This is a genomic window from Flavobacterium sp. LK-23 (assembly GCF_058135255.1).
In genome coordinates, this window is the sequence record NZ_JBYUVT010000005.1 from 160,173 (window position 1) to 186,087 (window position 25,915).

Below are 25,915 nucleotides of genomic sequence, written 5' to 3' on the forward strand. Positions count from 1 at the left end.
AATAGTTATTTTTCTTACCTTAGATAATGATTGTTTGCATAATGCGTTACATTTATTATAGCTATAACTATTGTCATGAGGTCAAGCCCATTAAATAAAATTTCGAGCCTATTATTTTGTACCTTTTTATTATTTTCCTGTTCAAGCGATTTGAATTTTGATCAGGTAAACGATTTTAAGATAGAGCCTGTTTTTGTAGCCAATCTTGCGTATTTTAATATTCCGGCCAATAGACTTATAGACGATGGAGGAACTAATGTTTATCCAGATGTTAGAGACTTTGATGTTTTTAAAGAGAAATTCTTTACCGAACGTCTTAAAAAAGCGGAGTTTGATTTTGAAGTCGAAAATAACATAAATCGTGCTTTCGTTCTAAATATGCTTTTGCTGAATGATCAAAATGAGGTTTTGCAAACTATATCTTTTACCGTTCCATCTTATAAAGGAACACCAAATGTTATAAAATATCCTACAGAAGTTTTTGAAAATGCTCGATTGGATCTTTTAAAACAAACTCAAAAAATTGGTTTTGTGGTAGTAATTGCCTCGGGACCTCCTTTAAATGGCCAGAGTGAAGGAAGCTTAAAATTAAGATCAAGTGCAACGGCTTATTTAGTAATCGAATGAGAAAGGCGCTAATATTTTGCTTGTTTTTTCATCTTTTCTGTTTTGCCCAAAACAGAGAATTGCTGTATAACTTTACTTCAATTCCGCAGTCTTCGCTTGTAAATCCAGGAGCAGATGTTTCGTATAAATACTATTTTGGATTTCCCGTTTTGTCTGGAATTTCAGCTAATGTCGGATCTAGCAGTTTCTCAGCCTATGATCTGTTTTCAGACGATGGAGTCGATTTTAATCAAAAGGTTAGAGATGTTGTAAATAAATCTTCCAGCAAAGATAAAGTAGTAACCAATCAGCAATTGGAAATATTTTCTGGCGGATTTAGAATTGGAGGCAGAGAAAGCCGTTCTTATATTTCATTTGGATTGTATCAAGAATTCGACTTCTTTATGTTTGTTCCCAAAGATCTTGCTTTACTAGCTTTAAACGGAAATCGAGATTATATCGGAAAATCGTTTAATCTAGGCGATTTAAGCATGAAAGCCGAAGTGCTTTCTGTTTTTCATGTTGGTTTTCATAAAAAACTCAATGACAAATTTGTTTACGGAGGTCGCGCTAAAATCTATTCAAGCGGTGCAAATGCAACTTCTACAAAAAACTCAGGTTACGTCTATACAGGCGAGGAGCCAGGAACACCAAATTTATACAGTCAGGTTATTTCTTCCAATTTAGAATTAAAAACATCTGGTCTTTCTCGTTTTACAAAAGATGAATACGAAGGAAATGTAGTTCGTGATATTGCCAATAATACATTTTTTAACGGAAGTCTAGGTTTTGGAATAGATGCTGGAATTACCTATTATATAAAAGACAATTTACAATTTACCGCAAGTGTTATAGATTTGGGTTTTGTGAGACAGACCAAAGATATCGAAACACTTACCTATAAAGGAATTTACCGTTACAATGGTGCAAATCCTGATTTTATGGGTACAGATGACCCTGAAAATGTTTTTGACGAATTTGACAAAGCAATACCAAGAGACACACTTTATAATAAATACACCACTTGGCGTCCTACAAAACTTTATTCTTCTATCGAATATTCATTTGGAGAAGCGCGTCCAGATGACGAATGCAATTGTCATGGAAAAGTCAATAAATATTATAAAAATGCGACAGGAATACAAGTTTTTGCAATGTCTGCCCCTCGAACACCTTTGTTTGCGATAACCGCTTTTTATAGAAGAAATATTTTTAAAAAATTAGATTTTAAAGCAACCTATACCTTAGATACTTTTTCAAATAAAAACGTCGGATTAGGACTTGCCGGAACAATTGGTCCAGTAAATATTTATGCTCTGGTCAATAATGTTTTAGAATATAAAGATATTTCTAAAGCCAGCAGTGCCGCCTTCCAACTCGGAATCAATTTTGTTTTTCAAGATAAGGACGATTAATTCTAATTAGAAGCTTTATCCAGCTGTACATTTCAAGCACTCGAGCCAAAATACTTTTTTTCAAGGCATAAAAAGAGCTTCCGTTGGTCGCTTTTTTAAGCCAGAAAAAAATGCATTTTAGCTTTTCGTGGCTTTCCATTTCCATCTGGGCTAGAATATGTAGTTTTGTAAGACGATTCGTGTAAAGTCAATTTTATGAATAAGTTAGTATTCAAGTTTCCAATTTATTCACTATATTTGCACGCAATTCAACTAGAAATTGCACCATGATAGCACACAACTCCAAGATTATCGGCGAAGGTTTAACTTACGACGATGTATTATTAGTACCTAACTACTCGAATGTGCTTCCTCGCGAAGTGAGCATTAAATCAAAATTTTCAAGAAACATTACATTAAACGTTCCAATTGTATCTGCTGCTATGGATACAGTAACTGAAAGCGCAATGGCAATTGCTATGGCACAAGAAGGTGGAATTGGTGTTTTACATAAAAATATGACTATCGAACAACAAGCAGGAAAAGTTCGAAAAGTAAAACGTGCAGAAGCAGGTATGATTATCGATCCGGTAACATTACCAACTAACTCTACAATTGCTGATGCAAAAAATGCCATGAAAGAATTCGGAATCGGTGGTATTCCAATCGTTGACGAAAATAAAATCCTTAAAGGAATTGTTACTAATCGTGACTTACGTTTTGAGAAAAACGGTGCGAGACCAATCGCTGAGGTTATGACAAGCCAAAACTTAGTAACTGTAGCAGAAGGAACTTCACTTGAGCAAGCTGAAGTAGTTTTGCAAGGCCATAAAATCGAAAAATTACCAGTTGTAAATGCTCAAAATGAATTAGTTGGTTTAATTACTTTTAGAGATATTACAAAACTGACTCAAAAACCAATTGCTAATAAAGATAGCTTTGGTCGTTTAAGAGTTGCTGCTGCAATTGGAGTTACTGGAGATGCTGTTTTAAGAGCAGAAGCTTTGGTTGCTGCTGGTGTAGATGCAATCATTATCGATACAGCTCACGGACATACAGAAGGTGTGGTGAATGTGCTGAAAGAAGTAAAATCAAAATTCCCTCAAATCGATGTAATTGTTGGAAACATTGCAACTCCAGAAGCTGCTAAATATTTAGTAGAAAATGGTGCTGATGGAGTAAAAGTTGGAATCGGACCTGGTTCTATCTGTACAACTCGTATCGTTGCAGGTGTTGGTTTTCCTCAATTCTCAGCAGTTTTAGAAGTTGCTGCGGCAATTAAAGGAACTGGAGTTCCAGTTATTGCTGATGGTGGAATTCGTTATACAGGAGATATTCCTAAAGCAATCGCTGCGGGTGCCGACTGTGTAATGTTGGGTTCATTACTTGCAGGAACAAAAGAATCTCCAGGAGAAACTATCATTTTTGAAGGAAGAAAATTCAAATCTTACCGCGGAATGGGTTCTGTTGAAGCAATGCAAACAGGATCTAAAGACCGTTATTTCCAAGATGTTGAAGACGACGTTAAAAAATTAGTTCCAGAAGGAATCGTAGGACGTGTTCCTTACAAAGGAGAATTAAACGAAAGCATGCTTCAGTTTATTGGAGGTCTTCGTGCAGGAATGGGATACTGTGGTTCAAAAGATATTCCAACTTTACAAGAATCTGGACGTTTTGTTAGAATCACTTCTAGCGGAATCACTGAAAGCCATCCACATAACGTGACGATTACAAAAGAAGCTCCAAATTATTCTAGATAATTTTAAGTTTTGATATAAAACAAAAGGGCGTAAGATTTTTTTCTTACGCCTTTTTTTATTTGCCTTTTGATATGGTTGATGTTTGTTTGAAATCACTTTTAGATTTTAAATCTAAGGCAAAATCAGTGTGTTTTAAGCCGAGAGTAAAATCCATTTCCAAATTGTTCTCACTTATAAAATGATTGGATATATCATAAATCAAATTGCCTTTTCCAATTCCAGATCCGTTGGTTTCAAATCTGTTGTCAGACATTTTCATTGTGTAAGTCTGCGTAATATCAAAGAAAGCATTTTTAGCATTTATGCTTTTTAAATTGTACACCGTAGTAATTTGCATTTCAATATTTATGCCTGCGATAGGCAATGTTAATGGGCTTTCTTGAGTAAAAGATTCGCCAATTTTTAGCTTTTTATGCGGAAGAGCCAATTGTGAAAAAGTGTTTTTAACCATTTGAAAAACAGTATTTTTAAAATCCTCTTCCATGTCTTTAGAAACAATAGAATCTATTTCTGGCATGGTAGACAATGAAGCTTTTCCATAAATCAGGGTGCCATTTGGAATTATCGTTTTTCCATCTAAATCTACCGATTTCAGGTATTCGATTGTTATTGGGAAATTGCCGCTTTTATCACTTTTACCAGTTTTAGAAACCGTTTCTAAATTAAAGACAGTCTTTATTTTAGAAGGGTTTTGTACTTTATTATTCTTTAAGTTTTCTAAGAACGTTTCGCTGCCAGAATACATAACTTCATAATCGGATGAATTAATCGTGGTTTGAAGATAATTGGTTTCTGGAGCATACCCAGCTTTAAAATCTAAAATTTGGTTAGATTGGGCATGGTTTAAAAATGTAACAAAAGAAAGAAGAAATAAAAATAGTCTTTTCATAAGTAGTTCAAAGCACTTTTTTTTCGCTTAGAAAACGAAAGTAAGAAATAAAAACTACTTTATAGGTTAGAATTATTTTCTTTAAACGCAAGACCATTCTTTCTTAACTCTTCCAAAAGTTTTGGCAAACTGCTTGGGCCAATTCCGTGCAAAGACATAATTTCAGCTTGAGTATATTGTGATAAATCTTCTACAGTTTTAATGCTTTTACTTTCTAAAGCTCTTCTTGCAGGTGCAGATAAAATAGATAAAATCCCAGATTTGGGCTTTTTTTCAGCTTCGCAAATAGGACAAGTAGGGCAGTCACTAGTTTTAAAATAGTGATGCCCTTTTTTGCAAGTTCTATTATTTTTTGGAAGGTTCATTATAACTATAAAGCTATGAAATTTATTCGTAACGGCTGTTTAGAATATCTTCAGCCACAATATCCGAATGCAGTAAATCTTCCATTTTCTTTGTCATGCGCTGTGCTTCTAATGCATAACCGAACATTTTTTTTTCGTAATCAGCGATTGCTTCGTCAATTGTTTTAAATTTTCCGTTGGTTAAATTTTGGGTTAAATGGAAAGCATCAAACAAGCCCATATTTACACCTTCGCCTGCAAATGGAGGCATTAAATGTGCTGCGTCGCCAACAAGTGTAAGGTTTGAATGTTCTTTCCAAGATTCCTCCAAAGAAAACAATCTTAAAGGCAAACCGGAAAACTCCGTAGAAGCGGCAAAGAATTTTTTGTAATCATCTCCCCAATTTTCAAAAGTTTCATTCAAAAAAGAAATCACAGATTGATCATCTTCAAAATTAATCCCGTGGTTCGAAACCCAATCTTCATCGGCTTTAAAAGAAACTCCAAAATGAACAGAACCGTCGCGCATGGTATGGGTGTAAAACATTTTGTGTTCTCCCATTGCCATCACATTTCCGTTTCCGTATTTTGGTTTAAATTCCGGGTAATCTTGATCAGGATTCACAATTTCTCCTTGAATAATGTAAGTTCCAGAAAGCTGAGGTTCTTGATCGCTCACAAATTTTCTAGCATTCGATCTTCCGCCATTTGCAACGATTACAAAATCGGCAGTTGCTGTTGTGCCATTTTTGAATTCTAAAACATATTGGTCTTCAAGTTTTTCAATATTAATTAGTTGGCTATCCCAAACTACTGTATTTTCGGTTAGATTCTCCAGCATAATTTTTCGAAGATCGTTACGGTCAATTTCTGGACGCGAAAAAGCATTAGTTTCATCAGGCATTTCGTCAGAAGTAATATTTCCGTTCATGTCAGCCATTTTTTCTCCAGTTGGTCGTGCGTATTTTTTAAATTCCTCCATTAAACCCGCTTTCTGAATCGCATATTGACCAGAATCAGAATGAATGTCCAAAGTTCCTCCAGATGTTCGCGCTTGTGCATTAATGTCTCTTTCATAAACCGTAACATCTACACCATTAATTTGTAAAATTCTTGCAGTGGTTAGCCCAACAGGTCCTCCACCAATAATGGCAATTTTTTTATTTTCTATAATTGAAGTTTCCATTTTATTGAAATTATATTGTATTTAATCTGTTATTGAAATTGTTATTGCTATTGAGTTTTTAATCAAGGAGTTAATGCTTTTAGAACAAGGTTAAAAGCTTCATTTTTAATCTTGTCATTAAGAACGAAAGATTTTCCAGACATTGATTTTCCATCTCTATGAAATTCTAAAAGAGAATAAAGTGAGCCGTAAGCAATACTCCAAAATACTTCATAAGGGACAGAAATGAGCTCTTTTCGCTCAATTGCCAAAACCATAAATTCAGTCATCATTTGCTTGTACTTTCCTGTTACTTCTTGTAGGATTGCATCGCCGTGAGTAGAATGTCTTAAAAGTTCAAAACAGGTAGTTTGTAGTGGAAAATTGAGATTGAAATAAATACGATTTTCCCATTGATTTCGTAATCCTTCTCTAAAAGACATATTTGTAGCGAAACCATCAAACATCTTTTCAAAGAAATTTTGACCGATTTCTATTCCAATTTTGCGAATCAAATCTTCTTTATCCGAATAATAGATGTAAAGTGTTGCTACAGAAACGCCGCATTCTTTAGCCAGACGATTCATTCCAAAGCCTTCTACACCTTGTGCAACGATCATTTCTATTGCTTTTTGCTTGACAATTTCTTCTTTATTTGTATCTCTAGTTCTCATAATTCTAACTAATTATGATGCAAAGATATAAATAATAAATGAACGATCGCTTATTTATGTTTTTTTTAAGATGTTAAGCTTCTAAGATGCTGAGGTTCTAAGTTTTTTTATTAGGTTCAAAGGTGCAAAGAGGCAGAGGCTCAAAGACTTGAAAGTATGAATTGCGTCCAGCTTTAGCTGTAGGATTTAAGAAAGTACAAAGAGAAGCACTTTAGCCAAATTTTAGGTTTAAAAGCAAACAAAAAAAAGCTGAAACGATAGTATATCATTTCAGCTGATTCTTTTATTTATAGTATATTTTATAAAGTTTTTGAGGGATCGGCTTCTCTTAGGTTTTGATTTTCTAAGATTTCTTTTAAATAGGGTTTTACAGTATTTTCAATATCGCCTTGAGAGATATTTAAAGCTTCTGGATCTGAAGCCAATTGAAGCCACGGTTTTGGTCCATCAAAATCATAACTTCCAAAAACGATTACAGGCGTACCTTTTACTTTTACATTTTCTTTGTCTTTCAGAATCCATTCGTCAGCAAATTTGTAAAGGTATTTAGCATCTTTTTCTAATAATCTCAAACAAGAATGAGAAGCAGGATAACCAGGCAAATCATATTCGTGAAAGCCAACTCCTAATTTGTTTTCGATATTAAAATTCCATTTTAAATCCCATTCGTCATTAAAAGTGCTGGTTGTTTTTTCTGCTTTCCAATTCGTGAAAAATAATCCTGTTGGAGTAGGATCTTTTTTTCTTCCCATATTTGTTGGTCCTGTTCTAACTAATTCACCATTTTCATAAGCCGCAAAAGTTTGGGTTGGATAAGAAAAAAGAATAATTTTTGAAACTTCCTCTAAAGCCGAAACATGAATTGGGAAGGGAAGATAATAAACCAAATCACCGCTGAAATCTGCTGGAATAACAACAGAATCCAGTTTTTTGAAATTAGCTTTATCAGTTCGGTTTAAAGCATAAACAATATCCATTTTTGAACTATCAGCTTCATTAAGCTTGAGCCATTCTTTTGTTTTTTCAACTTGGTAAGAAACGGTTTCTGGTTTTTTATATTCAATTACTTTCTTTTTCTCTTTTTTGTTTTCAGTCAATGTTATCGTATCGGTTTTTTTGCAAGAACCTAATAAGACTAACATTAATAAAAGTAGGGCGTTTGCTGTGTAATATAACTTTTTCATAGGTCGTATTTTTATGAATATAAAGTTATGATTATGATAGCTGAAAAGGGTTACATAATTTTTGGAATAGGTTTCGGGATTTTCATTTTAAATTGATGAAAGAAAAGAACTCACATCTTGGCTCCATTGAATTTTATTGTTTAGAAGATAATTTTCATGTCCAGTGTTTTTGTAGATACTAATTTTTTTAATTCCCGCTAGATTTTTGTAAATCTCATCTATTTCTGATCTGCTCACACTTTTATCTTTTTCTCCATAAAGTAATAATGTTGGGCAGTTTATTTTTTGTGCATATTCTGATGGATTATGATTAAATCCCCAAAAACCATTTTGTATGCCGCCCCAAAAAAGTAAAATTCCTGCCATCGGAAAAGTTAGCGCATTCATTTTTTTAAATCTGGCGCAAACAGTCTCATACATAGAGCCAAATGGGCATTCTATAATTATTCCTTTTGGGCTTGTTTTATTATCATTAATACATTTCATTATTGCTACAGCTCCCATAGAGGTTCCAAATAGATAAATGTTTTTTTCTCCTGTAGATGAGACATAATCAAAACAAGTTTTTACCTCTTCAGATTCTTTGAAACCAATTGTTGTTTGATTTCCTTCGGAGTTTCCACTTCCCATAAAATCAACTAGCATAACGCTGTATCCTAATTTCAAAAACTCATTTGATTTATCTATCATCGAGGATTTCTCTCCGCCATAGCCGTGAAATAGAATTGCCGTTCCTTTAGATTTTGGATTATTAATCAGCCAGCACTCAATTTCTTTATTGCTTTTTAATTTTATTGTTTGATATTTCTGAGTTGGAACTTTTTTACTTTGAGGTTTAGGATTATTGACTCCAAAAAATAATGTTTTTACTTTTTGAAATGCAGAGAGCTTTTCTGGGCTCTCCGTTTTTTTTGAATGAGATTCTGTAAAATGAGTGAATTTATAGGCATGAATAAATGCTATTATATTTAAGCATATAAAAAGGAATGCGATTATTTTAAAATATTTATTGTTGAATAATTTCATTTGAATTGATTTCAAAAAGGATGCTCTAATTATCTATTGCTATTTTGTGAAAAATCTACCGAAATTCCTTTTGTTTTCGGATTCTGAATAATTTTTTATACCTAAAAATTTTGCTAAGTTGAAAATAAACTTGCTCAGTTTTAAAGAAAAATTGTCTTTTAGATTTTGTAGTTGAAGAAACTATATTTCTAATCTTAACGTTTCCCCTTCGACAAAAAATCCTTTCGAAGCTGTAATTTTTATTTTCTGGTCTTCAGTATATCCTAAAGTTTCTCCGTTTCTCAATATAACATCGCTATTAATAACGTATGAAATAATGCTAGTAAAGAAATTAAAAAGTTCTGGCAGTTCCATAGGTGACTGTAAGACTTCCATTTCTTGTTTTTCAAATTCAGGCAATCCGTAAGTATACATGTAATTTCCTTGCTCGGAGGTTTTGATGCCAATATAAATCCATACTTGGACAGGAGATTTTCCTTGCTGTAAATCAGGAATGTTTTCTAAATATTGATCTCTAGGTATTAAAAGGGTTTGTTTTCCTTGATAAACGCCTATTGAATTTGAAGTAGCAAGAATAGAACATAATAATTTACTTAAAAGGGTATATCTTTCTACTTGACTTCCCTGAGAAGACATAACAGAAACGATTGCATGTCCCGTGTAGTTTTTTAAATCTTCTCCTGCAGTATGCCAATTGTATGCATATTGAATAGTTGTTGAAAGTTCTTCGCCAGGAATTTGTGCCGGCACATAAGCTATAGCTACTAATTCATTATCCAATTTAAAAACAGCAGAAGTATCATTTCCTGAAAAATTAACAATAGATAATCCCCAGAAATTTTTCAGGTTATCAATTACGCGGTCTATACTGTAACTTTCGTTGTTATTAAACAAAGGCATTGCAAGTAATACCCCTTTTTCGTCTTTCTGCGGAGTTTCTTTTTTCCTGAATAGATCAAATAATCCCATGATTTAGGTTTTAGGTTAAGTTATTTTTGTTCGATTTGTTTCAAAGTATATTCCAATTGAGTATCTCTATTTTTCATAAAATCCTCAAAAGTCTGTAAAATTTCATGATCCGGAATTATTCCTCTTCCAAAAATTTGATTTGCTTTTTCAGGAACGTCTTGTTCTAGATTTACAATAGAAAACTGCGTTTTGATTTTTGTATTAGGTAATTCGTATTCGATAGGAGTGTGGCCGTTATGTCCGTAATAACCGCCCATGGTTTCTTCGCCAATTGTTATGGCATTTGTGTTTCCTGCAACAAGAGAAGCAAATAGAGATCCGGCAGAAGCGATTCTCGGACTGATGAGCATATAGATTTGCCCTTTAAAACTGTTTTGATCAGGCTGTAATAAAGGATTGAATTTTTCGTCTTGAAAATATTTTCCGTTTTCGACTTTCGGAAACTCTTCTTTTAATTCCTCTTCAAAATCCTTCCGTTCTTCTTGCTGTTTTTTAGCATTTGTTTCTTCGTAAACAAAATAATTTTGGAAAGGTATTTTTTGAAAATTTACATAAGCTGAAGCATTTTCGCGATAAGCCTTTTGTGCCAAATAAGAAAATGTCACAATATCATTTGGATCGGTGCCGCCGCCATTGTTTCTAACATCGACAATTAAGTTCTGAATTTCAGAATGTGTAGAAAGATATTGAAAACAGCTGTCCAAATATTTTTTATAGGCTATATGCTGTTTGTCTTTTGCATTTCGACCAATTACAAAAGTATGAACAGAAAGTAAGGCTGTTTTTCTTGAAATTACTTTAAATGAATATTTGTCTTTTGCACGGTTATATTGAAGACTATCAATTGGTAAAGAAAATCGGTTTTTGAAGTTTTCTTTTCGAATTTCATTCGAAACAGGATAAATGGTTTGGGTCAGTTTTTGCGTTTGATTTGGAATTGAATATTCAACTAAAAAGCTTTTTTGAGCACCATATTCCATTTGGAAATATTTAGCGAAAGAACTTCCAATTCCGATTGATTTTCCTGTAGTGTTGTAACCGTCTGTTGTGTAATACTTAAAGAAAGAGGTAAGCAGTTTTTTGGTCTCAATGCCATTAATGCTGTAAATTTGAGAGCCTAGCGGAATTTCAGCATTTTCAAAATTAAGAAGTAACTGATTTTGGATTAATTTTACGGGATATGGAAAGAAAACATTTCCTGATGAATATTTTTTCTCAAAATCATCAGGAAGTGTTGTGTCATTGTGCAGACTTCCTTCAAAATCGGTAATCTGCAAAAGTATTTTGTAGAATTCGATAAGTTCTTTTGGCTCTTTGATCTTCGAAAAAGCCCAAGAATAAATACTGTCAATCTGCTGTTTTGTTCTGTATTTATAAAGTCCTGAATTAGCTTTTTCTCTTATTTCCTTAAACAAGGTTAAATCTTGTTTGAGTTTTTCAGCTGGCCATTTTTTGTTTTGCGAGAGAACAAATAATGGCAAAAGAAAAATAAATACTATTCTAAGTTTGGGCATTTTAGATGGTTTGATTAATCTAAAATACTCAAAAAAAATTAAATCAATCCTTTTATTTTAGCGTGTTGCAATAGCATAATCGTTTTAGCATCTGAAATTTCCCCAGATTCGATCATGGCATAAGCTTCATCAAAAGTAAATTCTAAAACTTCTATGTTTTCCTGTTCAGCATCCAATCCTCCACCAGAACTTACCTTCATATTTTCGTCATATTCTCCCACGAAAAGATATAAAATCTCTGTTACAGATCCTGGAGACATATAGGTTTCGATTACTTTTTGAACTTTTGTTAAACGATATCCTGTTTCTTCTTCCGTTTCGCGAATAATAGCTTGTTCGGCATTGTCTTTATCCAAAAGTCCTGCGCAAACCTCAATCATCATTCCCGTTTTGTTTCCGTTAAGGTAAGTTGGTAAACGAAATTGTCTTGTTAGTACAACTGTTTTCTTGGCAGTATTGTATAATAATATCCCAGCACCATTTCCGCGATCATAAACTTCACGAATATGTGATTCTGTTTTTTCGTTTTCCTTTTTGTAGTTAAAAGTTACTTTGTTTAATATGTACCAATTGTCTGAGAGTAATTTGGTATCTGTTATTTCGATTTCTGGATTCTTTCTCATTTGGAAAAATTATTTCATAAAAAAAACGCCCTGATTATCAGAGCGTTTAAATGTATTATTTTGTTATTGTTTGCTTTCTGTCTGGTCCAACCGATACAATTTTGATTGGCACTTCGATTTCTTTTTCAATAAACTCAATATATTCTTTTAGCTCAATAGGTAATTGATCGTAAGTTGTCAATCCAGTTAAATCTTGTTTCCATCCTTTAAACTCTTTGTAAATCGGAGTAACGTTTTCTGGTTCAATGTTGTAAGGAAAGTGAGAAATGTTTTGTCCTTTGTAGTTGTATTCTGTACAAACTTTTAAAGTTTCGAAACCAGAAAGTACATCACCTTTCATCATCATTAACTGAGTAACTCCGTTAACTTGAACGGCATATTTTAAAGCAACAAGATCTAACCATCCGCAACGTCTTTGTCTTCCTGTTACAGAACCAAATTCATTACCCACTTTTGCCATTGTAGCACCAACTTCGTCAAAAAGTTCAGTTGGGAAAGGTCCGCTACCTACACGTGTAACATAAGCTTTGAAAATTCCGTATACTTCTTTGATTTTGTTAGGAGCAATTCCTAAACCAGTACAAGCTCCAGCAGCAGTAGTGTTTGATGAAGTTACGAAAGGATAAGTTCCGAAATCAACATCTAATAAAGATCCTTGAGCACCTTCGCAAAGAATAGATTTTCCAGCTTTTTGAGCTTGGTGCATGTATTCTTCACTATCAATGAAATCTAATTTTTTTAATTCTTCAATAGCTTCAAAGAATTCTTTTTCTAATTCAGCTAAATTATATTGAATAGCAACATCATAAAAAGCAATCATTGCTTCATGTTTGTCAGCTAAAGCTCTGTAACGCTCTTTGAAATCTTCTAGTTCGATATCTCCAACACGTAAACCATTTCTACCAGTCTTGTCCATGTAAGTTGGTCCAATTCCTTTAAGAGTAGAACCAATTTTTGCTTTTCCTTTAGAAGCTTCAGAAGCAGCGTCAAGCAAACGGTGAGTTGGTAATATTAAGTGTGCTTTTCTAGAAATGATTAATTTCTTCTTGATGTCAAGGTTGAATTTTTCTAAACCTTCAATTTCTTTTTGAAAAACTACTGGATCAATTACAACACCATTTCCGATGATATTTACCGAGTTTTTATGAAAAATTCCAGAAGGAATTGTTCTTAGTACGTGTTTAATTCCGTCAAATTCTAGAGTATGTCCTGCATTTGGTCCTCCTTGGAAACGTGCAATAATATCGTAATTTGAGGTAAGTACGTCAACAATTTTTCCTTTACCTTCATCTCCCCATTGTAATCCTAGTAATAAATCTACGGTCATTCTGTTTTAATTTGCGTTGAGACAATCTAAGTTGCCCTACTGATTATGTAGTTAATTTTCTTTTTTTTATTTTTTTTCGAAAAGTCTAATTTGAAAAGACTATGAGTTTGAGTTTTGCTTTTTGTTTCCGTAGAAATAAAGCGAGTGATTTGTAATTTCAATATCAAAAATTTCTTCGATAGTCTTTTTGATGGTTTGAATTCTTGGATCACAAAATTCTATTACCTCACCAGAATCTGTCATAATGATATGATCATGCTGTTTATCAAAATATGATTTTTCGTAGTAAGCCTGATTTTGTCCAAATTGATGTTTTCTAACCAAAGCGCAGTCCAACAATAACTCGATCGTGTTGTATAAAGTAGCTCTACTTACACGATAGTTTTTGTTTTTCATTTTAATATAAAGGTTCTCTATATCAAAATGCTCCTCGCTATCGTAAATTTCCTGAAGTATAGCATAACGCTCAGGAGTTTTGCGATGCCCTTTTTGTTCAAGATATAGTGTAAAAACATTTTTTACAATTTCTTGATTCTTAGTGTTGTCAGTTGAAATAAGTGTCATATCCGGCAAAGATAATTTTTTATTTTTAATGAATAAAAGTTTCGGGTTTAAAGTTTAACGTTTAAACATGTTTTTGATTAGTTATAATGCACTAAATACAGGCTTTTACGTTAAAAATATTTTCAAAGGTTAATTTAGCTTAATTAACATAATTTTTTTAATTTATGAAAAAACTAACAATGGTTAACTTGATTTCGACATATACATATACCAATTCCATTCCCAAGTTTTTCCTTTATCATCAGACATTGCTTGGCTCCAGACAGGATTCTTTTCGTCTCGAGCATCCCATCGGAATACTTGAATCACTGGTTTTTCATCAAAAACATCTTTAGAAAAAAAATGCCCAACTTTATTTTCAAAAGAACCAACTACAGGTTTGTCTAATGTTCCCGTAGTAGAATCTGACCAGTATATGCTCCACAATTTTGTTATCGGATTAAATAATCTTACTGTCATGCCTTCAAAAGGCTCTCCATCAAAAGTGGCTAGAAAATTATCAATGTTTCCAATTCCATTTAAAATCTTGTACATTTCCTGTGTTGAAGGAAATTCAATCCACTCATCGCAATTCGTCAATCTGGATTTTAATTTTCTGTTGCGAATAACAGATTTTCCTTGAAAAAAATCAAAATCGTCTTTTGATGAAGATTCAGATGCCGTAATTAAAAGCTCTCCATTTTCATCAAATTCTATTTTAGGAATTTCTAAGGATTTATTTTCCATGATTAATGTTTATGAATTAGTTTAAGTTCTATACTCTCTAGTAACCTTATCAACTCCGTCAATTTTCTTGATGGCGCTAATCATTTTTTTCAAAATAGTATTGTTTTTAACAATTACGGCAACTTGTCCGTGGAAAATTCCAGCATCGGTACTAAGCGAAATACTTTGAATATTTACGCTCATATTGTTTGAAATTACTTTTGTCAATTGGTTGGTAAGTCCTAAAACATCCATTCCTGTAATATTGATAATGGCTTTGAATTCCTCTTGCGAAGAATCAATCCATTTGGCACTCATAATTCTGTAAGCGTAATTCGACTGCATTCCAATCGCGTTCGGACAGTCTTTTTTATGCACTTTTATTCCCTCGTTAATCGTAACAAAACCAAAAACATCATCACCAGGAATTGGATTACAGCATTGCGAAAGTTTATAGTCTAATTTATCATGTTCGGTTCCAAAAACCAGCATGTCATAGTTACTGCTAATGACTGGTTTGTGAATATCTTCATCTGCGGTATCTTTCGTTCGTTTAATTTTATTTTTAAAGAAATTGATAAACGAATTGCTTTTCTGCGCCGCATAATCTTTTAACTGCTGATTTTCGATTGCACCAATTCCAACTCTATAAAATAAATCTAAACTTGTTTTTAGTTTAAAGAAGTTAACTAACTCGTTTGTTACCTGTTCGTTGAATGTAACTTTTAGGTGTTTTAATTTTCTAACAAGTAATTCTTTTCCTTCTTCTGCAATCTTTTTAGTGTTTTCGTTAAGAACGTTTTTAATTTTATTTTTGGCTCTAGAAGTTGTTACATATTCTAGCCAGTTTACCGTTGGTTTTTGGTTTGGCGAAGTAATCACTTCAACTTGGTCACCGCTTTTTAATTCGTAGTTTAGCGGAACTAATCGCCCATTTACGCGGGTTCCACGAGTTTTAATTCCAATTTCAGAGTGAATGCTGAAAGCAAAATCAAGAGAAGTCGCGCCTTTTGGCAACGATTTGATTTCTCCTTTTGGAGTAAAGACGAAGATTTCTTTAGAATACAGATTCATTTTAAAATCTTCCACAAAATCAACCGCATTGGTTTCTGGATTTTCCAACGCTTCGCGAAGAAGATTCAGCCAAGTATCCAGACCGCTTTCTTCTGTTGCGCCGTTTTTGTATTTGTAATGTGCTGCGTAACCTTTTTCAGCGATTTCGTCCATACGTTCGCTTCGAACCTGAACTTCGACCCAACGCCCTTTTGGTCCCATTACAGTAATGTGAAGCGCTTCATAGCCAGTTGATTTTGGTGATGAAATCCAGTCGCGTAAACGGCTAGGGCTTGGGCGATAATGATCTGTTACGATAGAATATATTTTCCAGGCAATGAATTTCTCTTCATGCGGATCTGCTTTGTATACAATTCTAAGAGCGAACTTATCATAAACTTCGTCAAAAGTTACGTTTTGCGCACGCATTTTTCGACGAATAGAATAAATAGATTTTGGTCTTCCTTTGATGATATAGTCTACACCTTCGCTATCTAAAGATTTCTTTAAAACATCTGAAATATCTTTGATATAAGCATCTTGTTCTTCTTTTGTTTCACGAATTTTGCTTACAATGTCATTGTAAACTGCCGGTTCTGTGTATTTTAATCCTAAATCTTCGAGTTTGGTTTTAATGTTGTAAAGCCCCAAACGGTGGGCTAGAGGAGCATAAATATATAGAGTTTCAGAAGCAATTTTGGTTTGTTTGTATTCCGCCATCGAATCCATGGTTTGCATATTATGCAAACGATCGGCCAATTTGATCAAAATTACACGAACATCATCGTTTAAGGTCAGAATCATTTTTCTGAAATTCTCAGCCTGCATGGAAGCATTCAAATCTTTTTGGACTAATGAAATCTTTGTTAAACCTTCAACTAGCTGTGCTACTTTCGGATTAAATAGGCGTTCTATTTCATCAACAGTTACAGGAGTGTCTTCAACAACATCGTGTAATAAAGCCGCGGCGATAGAGGTCGCTCCCAGACCAATTTCTGAGGCAACAATTTTTGCAACTGCAATAGGATGAAAGATATACGCTTCGCCCGATTTACGTCTCTGTTCTTTGTGGGCATCAACGGCAACATCAAAAGCTTTTCGAATTAATTTTTTGTCTGTTGGGCTTAAAGTTTGGTAACTTATTCGGAGTAATTCTTTGTATTCCTGCGCAATAGCTTTGTTTTCTTTTTCAATATCTATTTCTGTCATAACGGCATAGTTCAAGTACTAAAAATAAGAATTAGTTTGAACATACGCAAGGCCATATAATTGTAGATTTTAGAGTGAAGATTTTAGATTTTTGAAGGTGCAATTTTTGGTTTTTTGTCTGTAAAAAAGGGCTTCGACTTCGCTCAGCCTGACAGCCGAAAGGGGATTAAAAATAAATTACAATTTTTAAATCCCAAATTCCAAAAAGGAGCAAAGCGACTTTTAGAAAATCAAAAATCAAAAATCAAAAATCAAAAATCAAAAATCAAAAATCAAAAATCAAAAATCAAAAATCAAAAATCAAAACCCTCTTTGTCTTTTCGCTTCGAAAATTAAAATTGCAGCAGCAACAGAAACATTCATGCTGTCGATTTCTCCTTGCATTGGGATAATAATGTTTTGAGTTGCTTCGTCACGCCATTGCTGAGTTAAACCTATTGCTTCTGTACCAACGACTAAAGCGGTTGGAGTAGTAAAATTTTGAGTATGATATGAAGTCGAATTTTGTAAAGTTGCGCTGTAGAAATTGATTTTATTTTCTTTCAAAAAAGCAATAATTTCTTCTGAAGTTCCTGTTGCGATTTGGTTGGTAAAAAGACATCCAACACTCGAACGTACAATATTCGGATTGTACAAATCACTTTTCGGATTGGCGATTAAAACAGCGTCTAAATTGGCTGCATCTGCAGTTCGTAAAACGGCACCAATATTTCCTGGTTTTTCTAAAGATTCTACCACCAAAATCAATGGATTATCTGATAACTTCAAATCTGATAATTTTAATGATTTGGTTTTCGCTATCGCTAAAATTCCTTCCGTTGTATCACGATAGGCCAATTTTTGATAAACCTCTTTATTGATTTCTATAATTTGAAAAGTATTTTGAATTAGTTTGTTGATTTCTGATTCAGAAACTAATTCGGGTAAAAACAAAACCGTTTCGATTTCGTAACCGCCTTTTATGGCTAAAGAAATTTCGCGTTGCCCTTCAATCAAAAATGTTCCGGTTTGTTTTCTGGCTTTGGATTTTTCTTGAAGTAAAACCAAAGATTTGATAAACGGATTTTGAATTGAAGTGATTTGTTTCATTTTTTTAAGGCTCAAAGTTGCAGAGGGGCAAAGGTACAGAGTTTTTTTCTTCCTGCAAGGTTTTTAAAACCTTGTAGGTATAGCAATAAAGTTTCTTTTGCCACGAATTGCAATAATTTTTCGCCACAGATTAAAGAGATTCTCACAGATTAAATCATTTTTAATCCCTTAATCTGTGGCAAAACAAAATAGAAATTCGTAAAAATTAATGCAATTACTTTGCCTATTCACTATCGCTCGGGTCGTTGCTGGAAAAATTATTTATCGAAAACTTCTTTAATCTCAGTTTCTACAGGATGATCCGTTTTGAAATTATATCCCATAATTTTTGCCAAAGTTTGAGCAAACTGTTTTTGATATAATTGCGAGTTTGTTTTGATTTCGCCTTTTGGAGCAATTTCTGGTCCCATTGCGGCAAACCAAATTTCTGAGGCACCTGGAATGTCAGAACCGTGATCGGTCCATTGTGCTTTTACTTTGTCACCGCGTCCGTGATCGACTGTTATGAAAAGAGTTGTTTTGTTTTTGTATTGCGGATCATTTTGCACAAAATTCCAGATTTCCTGAATCCATTTATCGACTTGATTGGCGGCATCCAAATACGAACGATATTGTGCATGATGTGCCCATTCATCGGTTTCTCCATACGCAATGTAAAGTACTTTTGGTTTTTTAGTTTTCAATTCATCTAAAGCTTGATAATGCGTAAAGACATCTAGGCATTCATCCATGTGAAATGGTTTATATGAATTGTCACGCATTTCATTTAACAAATGCTGAGCTGCTGTTGGTTTGTTTCCGCCCACTTTGTCAAAGGCTGAAATTACAGGAAATCCGCTTCTTTCTTCATTTAAAATTCGGTCAAAAGCATCCCATGCACCAAAAGCGGCAACTTTTCCTTTCAATTTAGACTGCTGATTTAAAAATTCCAAAACATTCACATTCGGATTGGCTTTATAGCTGTTTGAATTGACTTTTAAATCTACATTTCCAGTCATAATTTCGCTATAACCAGGATAACTAAACCAGTAAGGATTGGCTACATCAACTTTATTTCCTAAATCTCTATTTCCATAAATCTGACCTTTCGAAGCAATTTCAGACCAGAAAAAAGGCATTAGCTTTTTACGAGCTTCTTTGACATCAGCATCACTATATTTTTTATAAATGTAAGCGCTGTCTCCTTGATTGAATTTTTTATCGTTGGCAATTGCAGGATCAATGCCTTTAAAAACTTCCTGCCACCTAAAACCATCTGTAGTGATAATAATGATGTTTTCTGTTTTTTGGGCTTGAGATTGAATGCTTAATAAAACGAATAGAACTAGGATTGCTTTTTTCATTTTTTATCTGTTTTATGTTGTTATATTCAGATTATTTTCTTTCAAAACTAATTTAATAAAAGAGATAATAGTAAATTCAATCTTTAAAATAACCATAAGTTAACAGATAAACATGGCTACAAAATCCCTCTCGACTTAATCTCCAAATATTTATTGATCGCGTCAAGCGTAAGATTTTCTGGTTGTGTTAAAACAGAATGTATTCCGTATTTCTTCAATTCATTTACGATCAGTCGTTTTTCGAACATGAATTTCTCAGCGATAACTTTGTCGTAGACTTCCTGAATGGTTACTGTTTTTTTATTGATGATGGAATTCAATTCTGTATTTTGAAAGAAAACCACAACCAATAAATGGCTTTTTGCAATTCCTTTTAAATAAGGCAATTGACGATTTAGACCATCCATTGTTTCAAAATTGGTATATAGAATGATCAAACTTCTTTGATTGATGTTTTTTTTAATGTCAACATACAATCGGCTGTAATCACTTTCAAAGAAATCGGTTTTTACATTGTATAAAGTTTCAAGAATTTTCTGCATTTGTGAGCCTCTTCTTTCGGCAAAAACTCGATTTTCTACTTTTTTAGAAAAAGAAAAAAGACCTGCTTTGTCTTGTTTTTTCAGAATGACATTAGACAAAACCAAAGCCGAATTAATAGCATAATCCAATAAACTTAATCCGTCAAAAGGCATTTGCATGACGCGGCCTTTATCGATTGCCATATAAACCGATTGCGATTTTTCATCTTGAAACTGATTGACCATCAGCGAATTTCTTTTGGCTGTAGCTTTCCAGTTCAGGGTTCTTAAATCGTCGCCTTGAACATATTCTTTAATCTGCTCAAACTCCATTGTGTGGCCAATTCGGCGTATTTTTTTGATTCCGTATTGAAATAAATTGTTTGAAAAAGCAATCAAATCATATTTTCTTAATTGAATATAAGAAGGATAGGTCGGAACCATTTGATTGTTATCAAAAGAAAATCTTCTAGAAATAAGTCTTAAAGGCGAAGAAACGTAAATGTTTAAAGAACCGAAATGGTATTCTCCGCGTTCTGTTGGACGAAGATCGTAACCAATTTCTTTTTGCGTGGCAGCTTTTACTGTTTTTTTTATTTTGAAGTCGCGAATCTGAAATTGAAACGGAATTTCATCAATAATCTTCACCGAAATAGGAAAAGTATAATGATTTTTAAGATTGATTGTAATGGAATTTAAATCTCCGTTTGATAATTTTTCGGGCGTAATTCTTTCTGCTTCAAGTCCTGTTCGGGATAAATATAAAAGTAAAATGTCAAGTCCTAAAAAAGTAACCAAACCTAAAACCAACAACCAAACTGCATTATACATATTTGGAAAAATAAAGGCACAGATAAACAATCCTATAATGCCTATTAGCACATAGAAAAAGAAATTATTTAGATATAGACTTTTTATGAATTTCATTTTTTTGTTTCAAGTTTCAGGTTTCAAGTTTCGCTTTGTCAGGCTGAGCGAAGTCGAAGCCTTATGCGCCCTTTGACTTTGCTCAGGGAGACGAATAATTAATAATTAACAATTAACAATTGATAATTATCTTGGAATTTCTACTGTTTCAATAATCTGTTTAATGATTTCAGAGCTTGTAATTCCTTCCATTTCACGTTCTGGCGCTACGATCACACGATGTTGTAAAACTGGAATAGCCGCTTCTTTAATATCCTCAGGCGTAACAAAATCGCGTCCGCGGATGGCTGCGAAACCTTTTGAGGCATTCAAAATAGCGATCGAAGCACGAGGCGACGCTCCTAAATATAAAAAGGCATTTTCGCGCGTATTTACTACAATTCGGGCAATGTATTCCAGTAAATTTTGTTCTACTCTAATTTGTTTTACCAATGCTTGATATCCTTTGATTTCCTCTCCAGAAAGAATCGTCTTGATGGCATCTAGTTTTCCGTGATCTTGTAAAGAATGTTCTCTTTGGATAATTAAAATCTCCTCATTCAATTTTGGATAGTCAATCGTAATTTTAAAAAGAAAACGGTCCAATTGCGCTTCAGGCAAACGATACGTTCCTTCTTGCTCTACAGGATTCTGAGTCGCAATTACCAAAAAAGGAGCTTCTAATTGATAAGCAGAACCGTCAATTGTAATTTGGCGTTCTTCCATAACTTCAAAAAGTGCAGCCTGTGTTTTGGCAGGAGCACGATTGATCTCGTCAATTAAAATCAAATTAGAAAAAATTGGCCCTTTTTTGAATTCAAATTCTGAGTTTTTCAGATTGAAAATTGATGTCCCTAAAATATCAGAAGGCATTAAATCGGGAGTAAACTGGATTCTGCTAAAATCAATATTTAAAGTTTTAGCCAATAATTTAGCAGTAATTGTTTTGGCAACTCCAGGAACACCTTCTAAAAGAACGTGACCGTTTGATAAAATAGCCACCAAAAGCTGATCAACCATTTTGTGCTGACCCACAATTACTGTTTCTATTTCTTTCTTAATCGTGTTTACGTGTTCTAAAAGAGGCGTTAAGTTAATTCTCGTTTCAAAATTCACATTTTCGTTTGTGATTTCGCTTGATGTTGTATTGATGTCGTCCATAATTTGGTCTGTTATTTTATGTTTTTTTGCACAGATTAAAATGATTAAAGTAGATTATTTTTTATAAAATCATTTTAATCTGTGGCAAACTATTCTGGTTAATGTAAAATCTTTTCTATCGCTTTGTTTAGTCTAAGGAGATCTTCTTCCAGACTTCCGTGATAACTATTTCGGTGATCATTAATTAATTGCACCAAGTCTCGAATATCTTTTTCGTCTTTTCCTGTTTTATAATGCAATTTGGTTATAAAATCGTCATCGAGTTTGGTCGTATCAAGCAAATAATCGGTTCTAATTTTTTCTAAAAAGTAAATAATCTTTTTATCAATGATATTCGTGTGATCACCTTCCTGATAATATAAATTTCCAACTGTTTTGGTAAAGTCAACGGTTAAATTCTGTAACGGTTTTATAATTGGAACAATGCGCTGTTTTCGTTTTGCATTGAAAATCATAAAAATAAGAATTCCGATTAAACCTAAATACCAAGCCGATTTTAAAGCGGGCTGACTCCATATATATCGCAACGGAGAACTTGAAATTCGTTGGTCGTTAAAGCTTTTATTGTACCAAAAAATATTTCCTTTCGGAATATAGGACACCAGATTTTCGGTGTACTGATAATAATTTTTTTTCAGCAGATTATAATTGGTAAAAGCTACTGGCTGCGTGTGCAGATAGAGATAACCATTTTTATAAGGCACTTCAATAAAATTGATTTGTCTTTTGTTTTTAGTACTGTTTTGGTAGCCTAAAACTTTAGTGTTTAAAGTGTCTATTTTTGAAAAGTAATCGCTTAATCCTGTATTAAGAGTATATTTTTTAGAGTTTACTTTTTTATTTGCCATCCAAACCGAAACGCTGTCAACGGGCATAAAATCGGTTTTTAATTCGATTTTTAAAGAATCCAGCAATACTTTCGGAAATACTTTCATGCTTAGAAAAGCATTATTTCCGTGAGAAACAAAATATAAAATTTCTTTCATTGACTGCTCGTCAATATTATTAACTTCAGAAATGTTAACAAACGTTCCTTTTATTTTATACGTTTCTACATTCTCTCTTGCATCATATTGAGAATCTAGGTACTCGTATGGAGTTTGTGTCGAAATTCTTTCTACTTTCTGTTTAAAAAGGACGTCTGCTTCATGATCAAAAATGTATAAACCAAACGGAATTTTATCATCAACAGAGTACGTAGGCGTCCAGTCAATAGGTTTTGGCTGTCCTTTATCTACTAATAATGTTATTCCGAAAATTAAAACCAGAATAGCAATGTATATTTTAACTTTATTATCCATTACCAAAGGTTTTTAATGCTTTTTTAAATCTGTTTTCAGTCTTTCTAAATGTTACGTCGTCAATTTCAAATTCGCCGTACCAAATATAATTGTACAAATAAGAAAGATAGGTGAACTCTTCTTTATGCGCAGGGTTGTATAGTTCGTACAAATAATCAGAATTGGTTTTTTCGATATCCCATTCAATGTAATTATTCTGCGCCATTACCTTTAAAAGCCATAAATAATAATATCGAATTGCAATTCTTCTTTCGCCCGCCTCAATACTTTCTTTAATAAGTTTTTCGAAATCTAAAAGATGAATGTTTTTCTCGGCATCAGAATAAAATAATGTTTTTTTATTGGCATTTTTTCCAAAAATCCATCTTCCTTCTTGTTTGGTTAAGGCTTTTGCAATAAAATAAATCAAAACAATTACGACCAAAACAGCAATTATTCTGAATAAAATAACAACAAAATTTAGTGATGTTTTTACGCTGCTGAAATTAAACAAATTAAAAATTTGTCTTGCCAGCCAATGCTTAAAGTGATCCCACCAGCTTTTTTCGGGAGCTTTGTATTCGTAAATAAACTCTTTATCGGTATATTTTTTCTTGAAATTCTTTTCAAAATGTTTGGCTTCTACAGTGCCAGAATCTACTTGAATGTCCTTTTCGGTATATTTAATTGCAGTAATTTTTGGAGGATCTTCAGTAACAGGAATAGAATCCTGAGCCTGAGAAATACCACAGCACAAAAGAAAAGATAAAATAAAGAATAATCTTGTCATTACTTAGTCTTAAAGTTTTTCGGCGGTTAAAGAATGAATTTTTTTGTGTACAATGAAAGGGTATATCAAGTAATAAAATGAAATTATTGCAAGCGTAAACAAGATAATAAAACTGCTTAGCCAATTGGGCATATCGATAGAATATCTGGTAATAAAACCTTCTAAAAATCCTGCGCTTATCGTAAAAGGAAAAGTACTTAAGAATATTTTGAAGCTATTTTTGAAACCAATTTTAAAAGAATTCATTCTCGAAAAAGTTTTAGGAAATAGGATAGAAGCCCCTAAAATAAATCCAGCGGTTGTTTCGATTACAATCGCGAAAATTTCCATAGAACCATGAATCCAAATTCCTCGAACACTTTTCCAGAAAACGCCCTGTTCGTAGAAAAAATATTGAAAAGAACCCAGCATGATACAGTTTTGAAGAAAAACATTAAAAGTTCCGATTCCTGCAAAAATACCGTAGAAATAACATTTGGCGCCAACAAATAGGTTGTTTACAGTAATGCCAATAAAACTTCCCCAATTACTGCCCGAACCATATACGGCCATCGGATTGCCCTTTTTAATATTTTCTAAAGTCATATTGACATATTCGTCACCTAATATCAGACGTACAAAATCACGATCGTAGCGAGCCGAAAGAACTCCGATTGAAACGGTAACAAAAAACAAAACAAAAGCATATACCAAATATCTTCTGTATTCGTAGACCAATAAAGGAACTTCGATTTTAAAGAAATCTATAACACGATTCTGGTCTGTGCGTTTGGTTTTATAAATCTTTTGATAAATCTGAGAAGCAAGATGATTTAGATATACAACCGTTTTACTTTTAGGATAATACGTTTGCGCATACGATAAATCATTCATCATTTGAATGTACAAATTAGCTAATTCATCAGGATTTTTTTTAGCTTTACCAAAAATTGCCAGCTCAAACTCGAGCCATTTTTCTCTGTTTTGTTTTATAAAGGCGATTTCTCTCATTGTAGGCTAAAATATGAAATATGTCAGAATTATCTATTAATACGACACAAAATGTCAAAATAAATTTTATTGCCGCTTCTGTTGGTGAAAGACTAGGAGCTTTTTTTATTGATTTGTTCATTATAATCTGTTATATAACAGCGCTTTCGATAATACTTTTTGATTGGTTACAACTAGATAGATTGATGGTTAATTTGGATGGTTGGTCGCGAGGCGCGATTTTTTTACTGCTCTATTCGCCGGTTATAGTGTACTCGCTGGTTTTAGAAAGTGTTTTTGAAGGACAGTCATTGGGTAAAAAATTATTGAAGATTAAAGTCGTTAAAATTGACGGTTATCAAGCGGGTTTTGGTGATTATTTAATTCGATGGTTTTTTAGGGTAATTGACTTTTTTACTTTTTTCGGACTTCCAGGACTTATTACGGTTATTACGAGTCAGAAATCGCAACGATTGGGAGACATGGCAGCAGGAACAGCAGTAATTACTTTAAAGAATAAAATTAATATCAGCCATACTATTTTAGAAGAAATCGGTGAAGCCTATGTGCCAACTTATCCTTTGGTTATCAAGCTTTCAGACAATGATATGCGAATTATTAAAGAAACGTATCAAAAAGCAGTAGCTAAAAATGATCACGAGATTATTTACAAATTAGTGGCAAAAATTGAAAGTGTAACAGGTATTAAAAATCAATCTGGAAACAACAGCGATTTTATTCGAATAATTTTAAAAGATTATAATTTTTATACCCAAAACATGTAATTTTTTTCTTTGAAGAATTATTTGATTTTTCTAATTTTTACTGATAATTTTTTATTTTTTCTTCG

General features: G+C 33.2%; 24 protein-coding genes. 4 read left to right on the top strand and 20 right to left on the bottom strand.

Translation table 11 applies throughout. The annotated features are described in order from the left end of the window. Positions 1-75 precede the first annotated feature (75 nt). The 3 genes from AC3Y25_RS10050 to guaB all read left to right on the top strand — a co-directional run bounded on the left by AC3Y25_RS10050 (position 76) and on the right by guaB (position 3,760). A complete protein-coding gene (locus AC3Y25_RS10050; RefSeq protein ID WP_489902649.1) occupies positions 76-627 on the top strand; it encodes a hypothetical protein in 552 nt (183 codons plus the stop codon). A 59-nt stretch (positions 628-686) separates the two neighbouring features. Further along, a complete protein-coding gene (locus AC3Y25_RS10055; protein WP_489902650.1) occupies positions 687-2,021 on the top strand; it encodes a DUF5723 family protein in 1,335 nt (444 codons plus the stop codon). A 266-nt stretch (positions 2,022-2,287) separates the two neighbouring features. Beyond that, positions 2,288-3,760: an IMP dehydrogenase gene (guaB, locus tag AC3Y25_RS10060; protein WP_489902651.1), complete on the top strand. Its 1,473-nt coding sequence runs from the start codon at positions 2,288-2,290 to the stop codon at positions 3,758-3,760. Between the two features lie 55 nt (positions 3,761-3,815). Here guaB and AC3Y25_RS10065 read toward each other — a convergent pair whose 3' ends face one another. The 20 genes from AC3Y25_RS10065 to AC3Y25_RS10160 form a co-directional block, all read right to left on the bottom strand. Beyond that, positions 3,816-4,649 carry a hypothetical protein gene (locus AC3Y25_RS10065; RefSeq protein WP_489902652.1) on the bottom strand — a complete coding sequence of 278 codons (834 nt, stop codon included), beginning with the start codon at positions 4,647-4,649 and terminating at the stop codon, positions 3,816-3,818. A gap of 59 nt (positions 4,650-4,708) precedes the next feature. Next, positions 4,709-5,014, bottom strand: a complete 306-nt coding sequence (locus tag AC3Y25_RS10070; protein WP_489902653.1) for an RNA polymerase alpha subunit C-terminal domain-containing protein — start codon at positions 5,012-5,014, stop codon at positions 4,709-4,711. A gap of 22 nt (positions 5,015-5,036) precedes the next feature. Further along, on the bottom strand, positions 5,037-6,179 hold the full coding sequence (locus AC3Y25_RS10075) for an FAD-dependent oxidoreductase (RefSeq protein ID WP_489902654.1): 1,143 nt from the start codon (positions 6,177-6,179) through the stop codon (positions 5,037-5,039). A gap of 62 nt (positions 6,180-6,241) precedes the next feature. Beyond that, positions 6,242-6,832: a TetR/AcrR family transcriptional regulator gene (locus tag AC3Y25_RS10080; protein WP_489902655.1), complete on the bottom strand. Its 591-nt coding sequence runs from the start codon at positions 6,830-6,832 to the stop codon at positions 6,242-6,244. A 299-nt stretch (positions 6,833-7,131) separates the two neighbouring features. Continuing rightward, complete coding sequence (locus AC3Y25_RS10085; protein WP_489902656.1) at positions 7,132-8,016, bottom strand: L,D-transpeptidase; 885 nt, start codon at positions 8,014-8,016, stop codon at positions 7,132-7,134. An 87-nt stretch (positions 8,017-8,103) separates the two neighbouring features. Beyond that, a complete protein-coding gene (locus AC3Y25_RS10090) occupies positions 8,104-9,042 on the bottom strand; it encodes an alpha/beta hydrolase (protein WP_489902657.1) in 939 nt (312 codons plus the stop codon). A gap of 180 nt (positions 9,043-9,222) precedes the next feature. Further along, complete coding sequence (locus AC3Y25_RS10095; protein WP_489902658.1) at positions 9,223-10,011, bottom strand: DUF4261 domain-containing protein; 789 nt, start codon at positions 10,009-10,011, stop codon at positions 9,223-9,225. 20 nt (positions 10,012-10,031) lie between these two features. Next, complete coding sequence (locus AC3Y25_RS10100; protein ID WP_489902659.1) at positions 10,032-11,525, bottom strand: S41 family peptidase; 1,494 nt, start codon at positions 11,523-11,525, stop codon at positions 10,032-10,034. A gap of 38 nt (positions 11,526-11,563) precedes the next feature. Then, a complete protein-coding gene (locus AC3Y25_RS10105) occupies positions 11,564-12,148 on the bottom strand; it encodes an NUDIX domain-containing protein (protein ID WP_489902660.1) in 585 nt (194 codons plus the stop codon). Between the two features lie 55 nt (positions 12,149-12,203). Continuing rightward, on the bottom strand, positions 12,204-13,475 hold the full coding sequence (locus AC3Y25_RS10110; protein ID WP_379797567.1) for an adenylosuccinate synthase: 1,272 nt from the start codon (positions 13,473-13,475) through the stop codon (positions 12,204-12,206). Between the two features lie 99 nt (positions 13,476-13,574). Next, the gene (locus AC3Y25_RS10115) at positions 13,575-14,039 is read right to left on the bottom strand and encodes a Fur family transcriptional regulator (protein ID WP_008462215.1); all 465 of its coding nucleotides are present in this window, start codon (positions 14,037-14,039) and stop codon (positions 13,575-13,577) included. A 183-nt stretch (positions 14,040-14,222) separates the two neighbouring features. Further along, complete coding sequence (locus tag AC3Y25_RS10120; protein WP_250835239.1) at positions 14,223-14,765, bottom strand: hypothetical protein; 543 nt, start codon at positions 14,763-14,765, stop codon at positions 14,223-14,225. 21 nt (positions 14,766-14,786) lie between these two features. After that, positions 14,787-17,006 carry a RelA/SpoT family protein gene (locus tag AC3Y25_RS10125; protein ID WP_248725963.1) on the bottom strand — a complete coding sequence of 740 codons (2,220 nt, stop codon included), beginning with the start codon at positions 17,004-17,006 and terminating at the stop codon, positions 14,787-14,789. A 300-nt stretch (positions 17,007-17,306) separates the two neighbouring features. Further along, complete coding sequence (locus tag AC3Y25_RS10130) at positions 17,307-18,095, bottom strand: TrmH family RNA methyltransferase (protein ID WP_427872624.1); 789 nt, start codon at positions 18,093-18,095, stop codon at positions 17,307-17,309. Positions 18,096-18,352: 257 nt separating this feature from the next. Then, positions 18,353-19,438: a phosphoglyceromutase gene (locus tag AC3Y25_RS10135; protein WP_489902661.1), complete on the bottom strand. Its 1,086-nt coding sequence runs from the start codon at positions 19,436-19,438 to the stop codon at positions 18,353-18,355. 116 nt (positions 19,439-19,554) lie between these two features. Then, positions 19,555-20,886 carry a DUF58 domain-containing protein gene (locus tag AC3Y25_RS10140; RefSeq protein ID WP_489902662.1) on the bottom strand — a complete coding sequence of 444 codons (1,332 nt, stop codon included), beginning with the start codon at positions 20,884-20,886 and terminating at the stop codon, positions 19,555-19,557. A gap of 126 nt (positions 20,887-21,012) precedes the next feature. After that, positions 21,013-22,026, bottom strand: coding sequence for an AAA family ATPase (locus AC3Y25_RS10145; protein ID WP_489902663.1), 1,014 nt, complete (start codon positions 22,024-22,026; stop codon positions 21,013-21,015). 98 nt (positions 22,027-22,124) lie between these two features. Continuing rightward, on the bottom strand, positions 22,125-23,327 hold the full coding sequence (locus tag AC3Y25_RS10150; RefSeq protein ID WP_427872628.1) for a DUF4350 family protein: 1,203 nt from the start codon (positions 23,325-23,327) through the stop codon (positions 22,125-22,127). After that, a complete protein-coding gene (locus AC3Y25_RS10155) occupies positions 23,320-24,096 on the bottom strand; it encodes a DUF4129 domain-containing protein (RefSeq protein WP_427872629.1) in 777 nt (258 codons plus the stop codon). The genes AC3Y25_RS10150 and AC3Y25_RS10155 overlap by 8 nt, the downstream gene beginning before the upstream one ends. Before the next feature lie 9 nt (positions 24,097-24,105). Continuing rightward, positions 24,106-25,086: a stage II sporulation protein M gene (locus AC3Y25_RS10160; protein ID WP_250835245.1), complete on the bottom strand. Its 981-nt coding sequence runs from the start codon at positions 25,084-25,086 to the stop codon at positions 24,106-24,108. Positions 25,087-25,106: 20 nt separating this feature from the next. Between AC3Y25_RS10160 and AC3Y25_RS10165 the strand changes: the two genes are divergently transcribed. After that, positions 25,107-25,850 (top strand): RDD family protein, encoded by a 744-nt coding sequence (locus AC3Y25_RS10165; protein ID WP_427872630.1) that lies wholly within the window; start codon positions 25,107-25,109, stop codon positions 25,848-25,850. Positions 25,851-25,915: the final 65 nt, after the last annotated feature.

Bases quoted from the DNA above. Each gene is read 5' to 3' on its own strand.
- AC3Y25_RS10050 (WP_489902649.1), top strand. From the start codon at position 76: ATGAGGTCAAGCCCATTAAATAAAATTTCGAGCCTATTATTTTGTACC.
- guaB (WP_489902651.1), top strand. From the start codon at position 2,288: ATGATAGCACACAACTCCAAGATTATCGGCGAAGGTTTAACTTACGAC.
- AC3Y25_RS10065 (WP_489902652.1), bottom strand. From the start codon at position 4,649: ATGAAAAGACTATTTTTATTTCTTCTTTCTTTTGTTACATTTTTAAAC.
- AC3Y25_RS10070 (WP_489902653.1), bottom strand. From the start codon at position 5,014: ATGAACCTTCCAAAAAATAATAGAACTTGCAAAAAAGGGCATCACTAT.
- AC3Y25_RS10075 (WP_489902654.1), bottom strand. From the start codon at position 6,179: ATGGAAACTTCAATTATAGAAAATAAAAAAATTGCCATTATTGGTGGA.
- AC3Y25_RS10080 (WP_489902655.1), bottom strand. From the start codon at position 6,832: ATGAGAACTAGAGATACAAATAAAGAAGAAATTGTCAAGCAAAAAGCA.
- AC3Y25_RS10085 (WP_489902656.1), bottom strand. From the start codon at position 8,016: ATGAAAAAGTTATATTACACAGCAAACGCCCTACTTTTATTAATGTTA.
- AC3Y25_RS10090 (WP_489902657.1), bottom strand. From the start codon at position 9,042: ATGAAATTATTCAACAATAAATATTTTAAAATAATCGCATTCCTTTTT.
- AC3Y25_RS10095 (WP_489902658.1), bottom strand. From the start codon at position 10,011: ATGGGATTATTTGATCTATTCAGGAAAAAAGAAACTCCGCAGAAAGAC.
- AC3Y25_RS10100 (WP_489902659.1), bottom strand. From the start codon at position 11,525: ATGCCCAAACTTAGAATAGTATTTATTTTTCTTTTGCCATTATTTGTT.
- AC3Y25_RS10105 (WP_489902660.1), bottom strand. From the start codon at position 12,148: ATGAGAAAGAATCCAGAAATCGAAATAACAGATACCAAATTACTCTCA.
- AC3Y25_RS10110 (WP_379797567.1), bottom strand. From the start codon at position 13,475: ATGACCGTAGATTTATTACTAGGATTACAATGGGGAGATGAAGGTAAA.
- AC3Y25_RS10115 (WP_008462215.1), bottom strand. From the start codon at position 14,039: ATGACACTTATTTCAACTGACAACACTAAGAATCAAGAAATTGTAAAA.
- AC3Y25_RS10120 (WP_250835239.1), bottom strand. From the start codon at position 14,765: ATGGAAAATAAATCCTTAGAAATTCCTAAAATAGAATTTGATGAAAAT.
- AC3Y25_RS10125 (WP_248725963.1), bottom strand. From the start codon at position 17,006: ATGACAGAAATAGATATTGAAAAAGAAAACAAAGCTATTGCGCAGGAA.
- AC3Y25_RS10130 (WP_427872624.1), bottom strand. From the start codon at position 18,095: ATGAAACAAATCACTTCAATTCAAAATCCGTTTATCAAATCTTTGGTT.
- AC3Y25_RS10135 (WP_489902661.1), bottom strand. From the start codon at position 19,438: ATGAAAAAAGCAATCCTAGTTCTATTCGTTTTATTAAGCATTCAATCT.
- AC3Y25_RS10140 (WP_489902662.1), bottom strand. From the start codon at position 20,886: ATGAAATTCATAAAAAGTCTATATCTAAATAATTTCTTTTTCTATGTG.
- AC3Y25_RS10145 (WP_489902663.1), bottom strand. From the start codon at position 22,026: ATGGACGACATCAATACAACATCAAGCGAAATCACAAACGAAAATGTG.
- AC3Y25_RS10150 (WP_427872628.1), bottom strand. From the start codon at position 23,327: ATGGATAATAAAGTTAAAATATACATTGCTATTCTGGTTTTAATTTTC.
- AC3Y25_RS10155 (WP_427872629.1), bottom strand. From the start codon at position 24,096: ATGACAAGATTATTCTTTATTTTATCTTTTCTTTTGTGCTGTGGTATT.
- AC3Y25_RS10160 (WP_250835245.1), bottom strand. From the start codon at position 25,086: ATGAGAGAAATCGCCTTTATAAAACAAAACAGAGAAAAATGGCTCGAG.
- AC3Y25_RS10165 (WP_427872630.1), top strand. From the start codon at position 25,107: ATGTCAGAATTATCTATTAATACGACACAAAATGTCAAAATAAATTTT.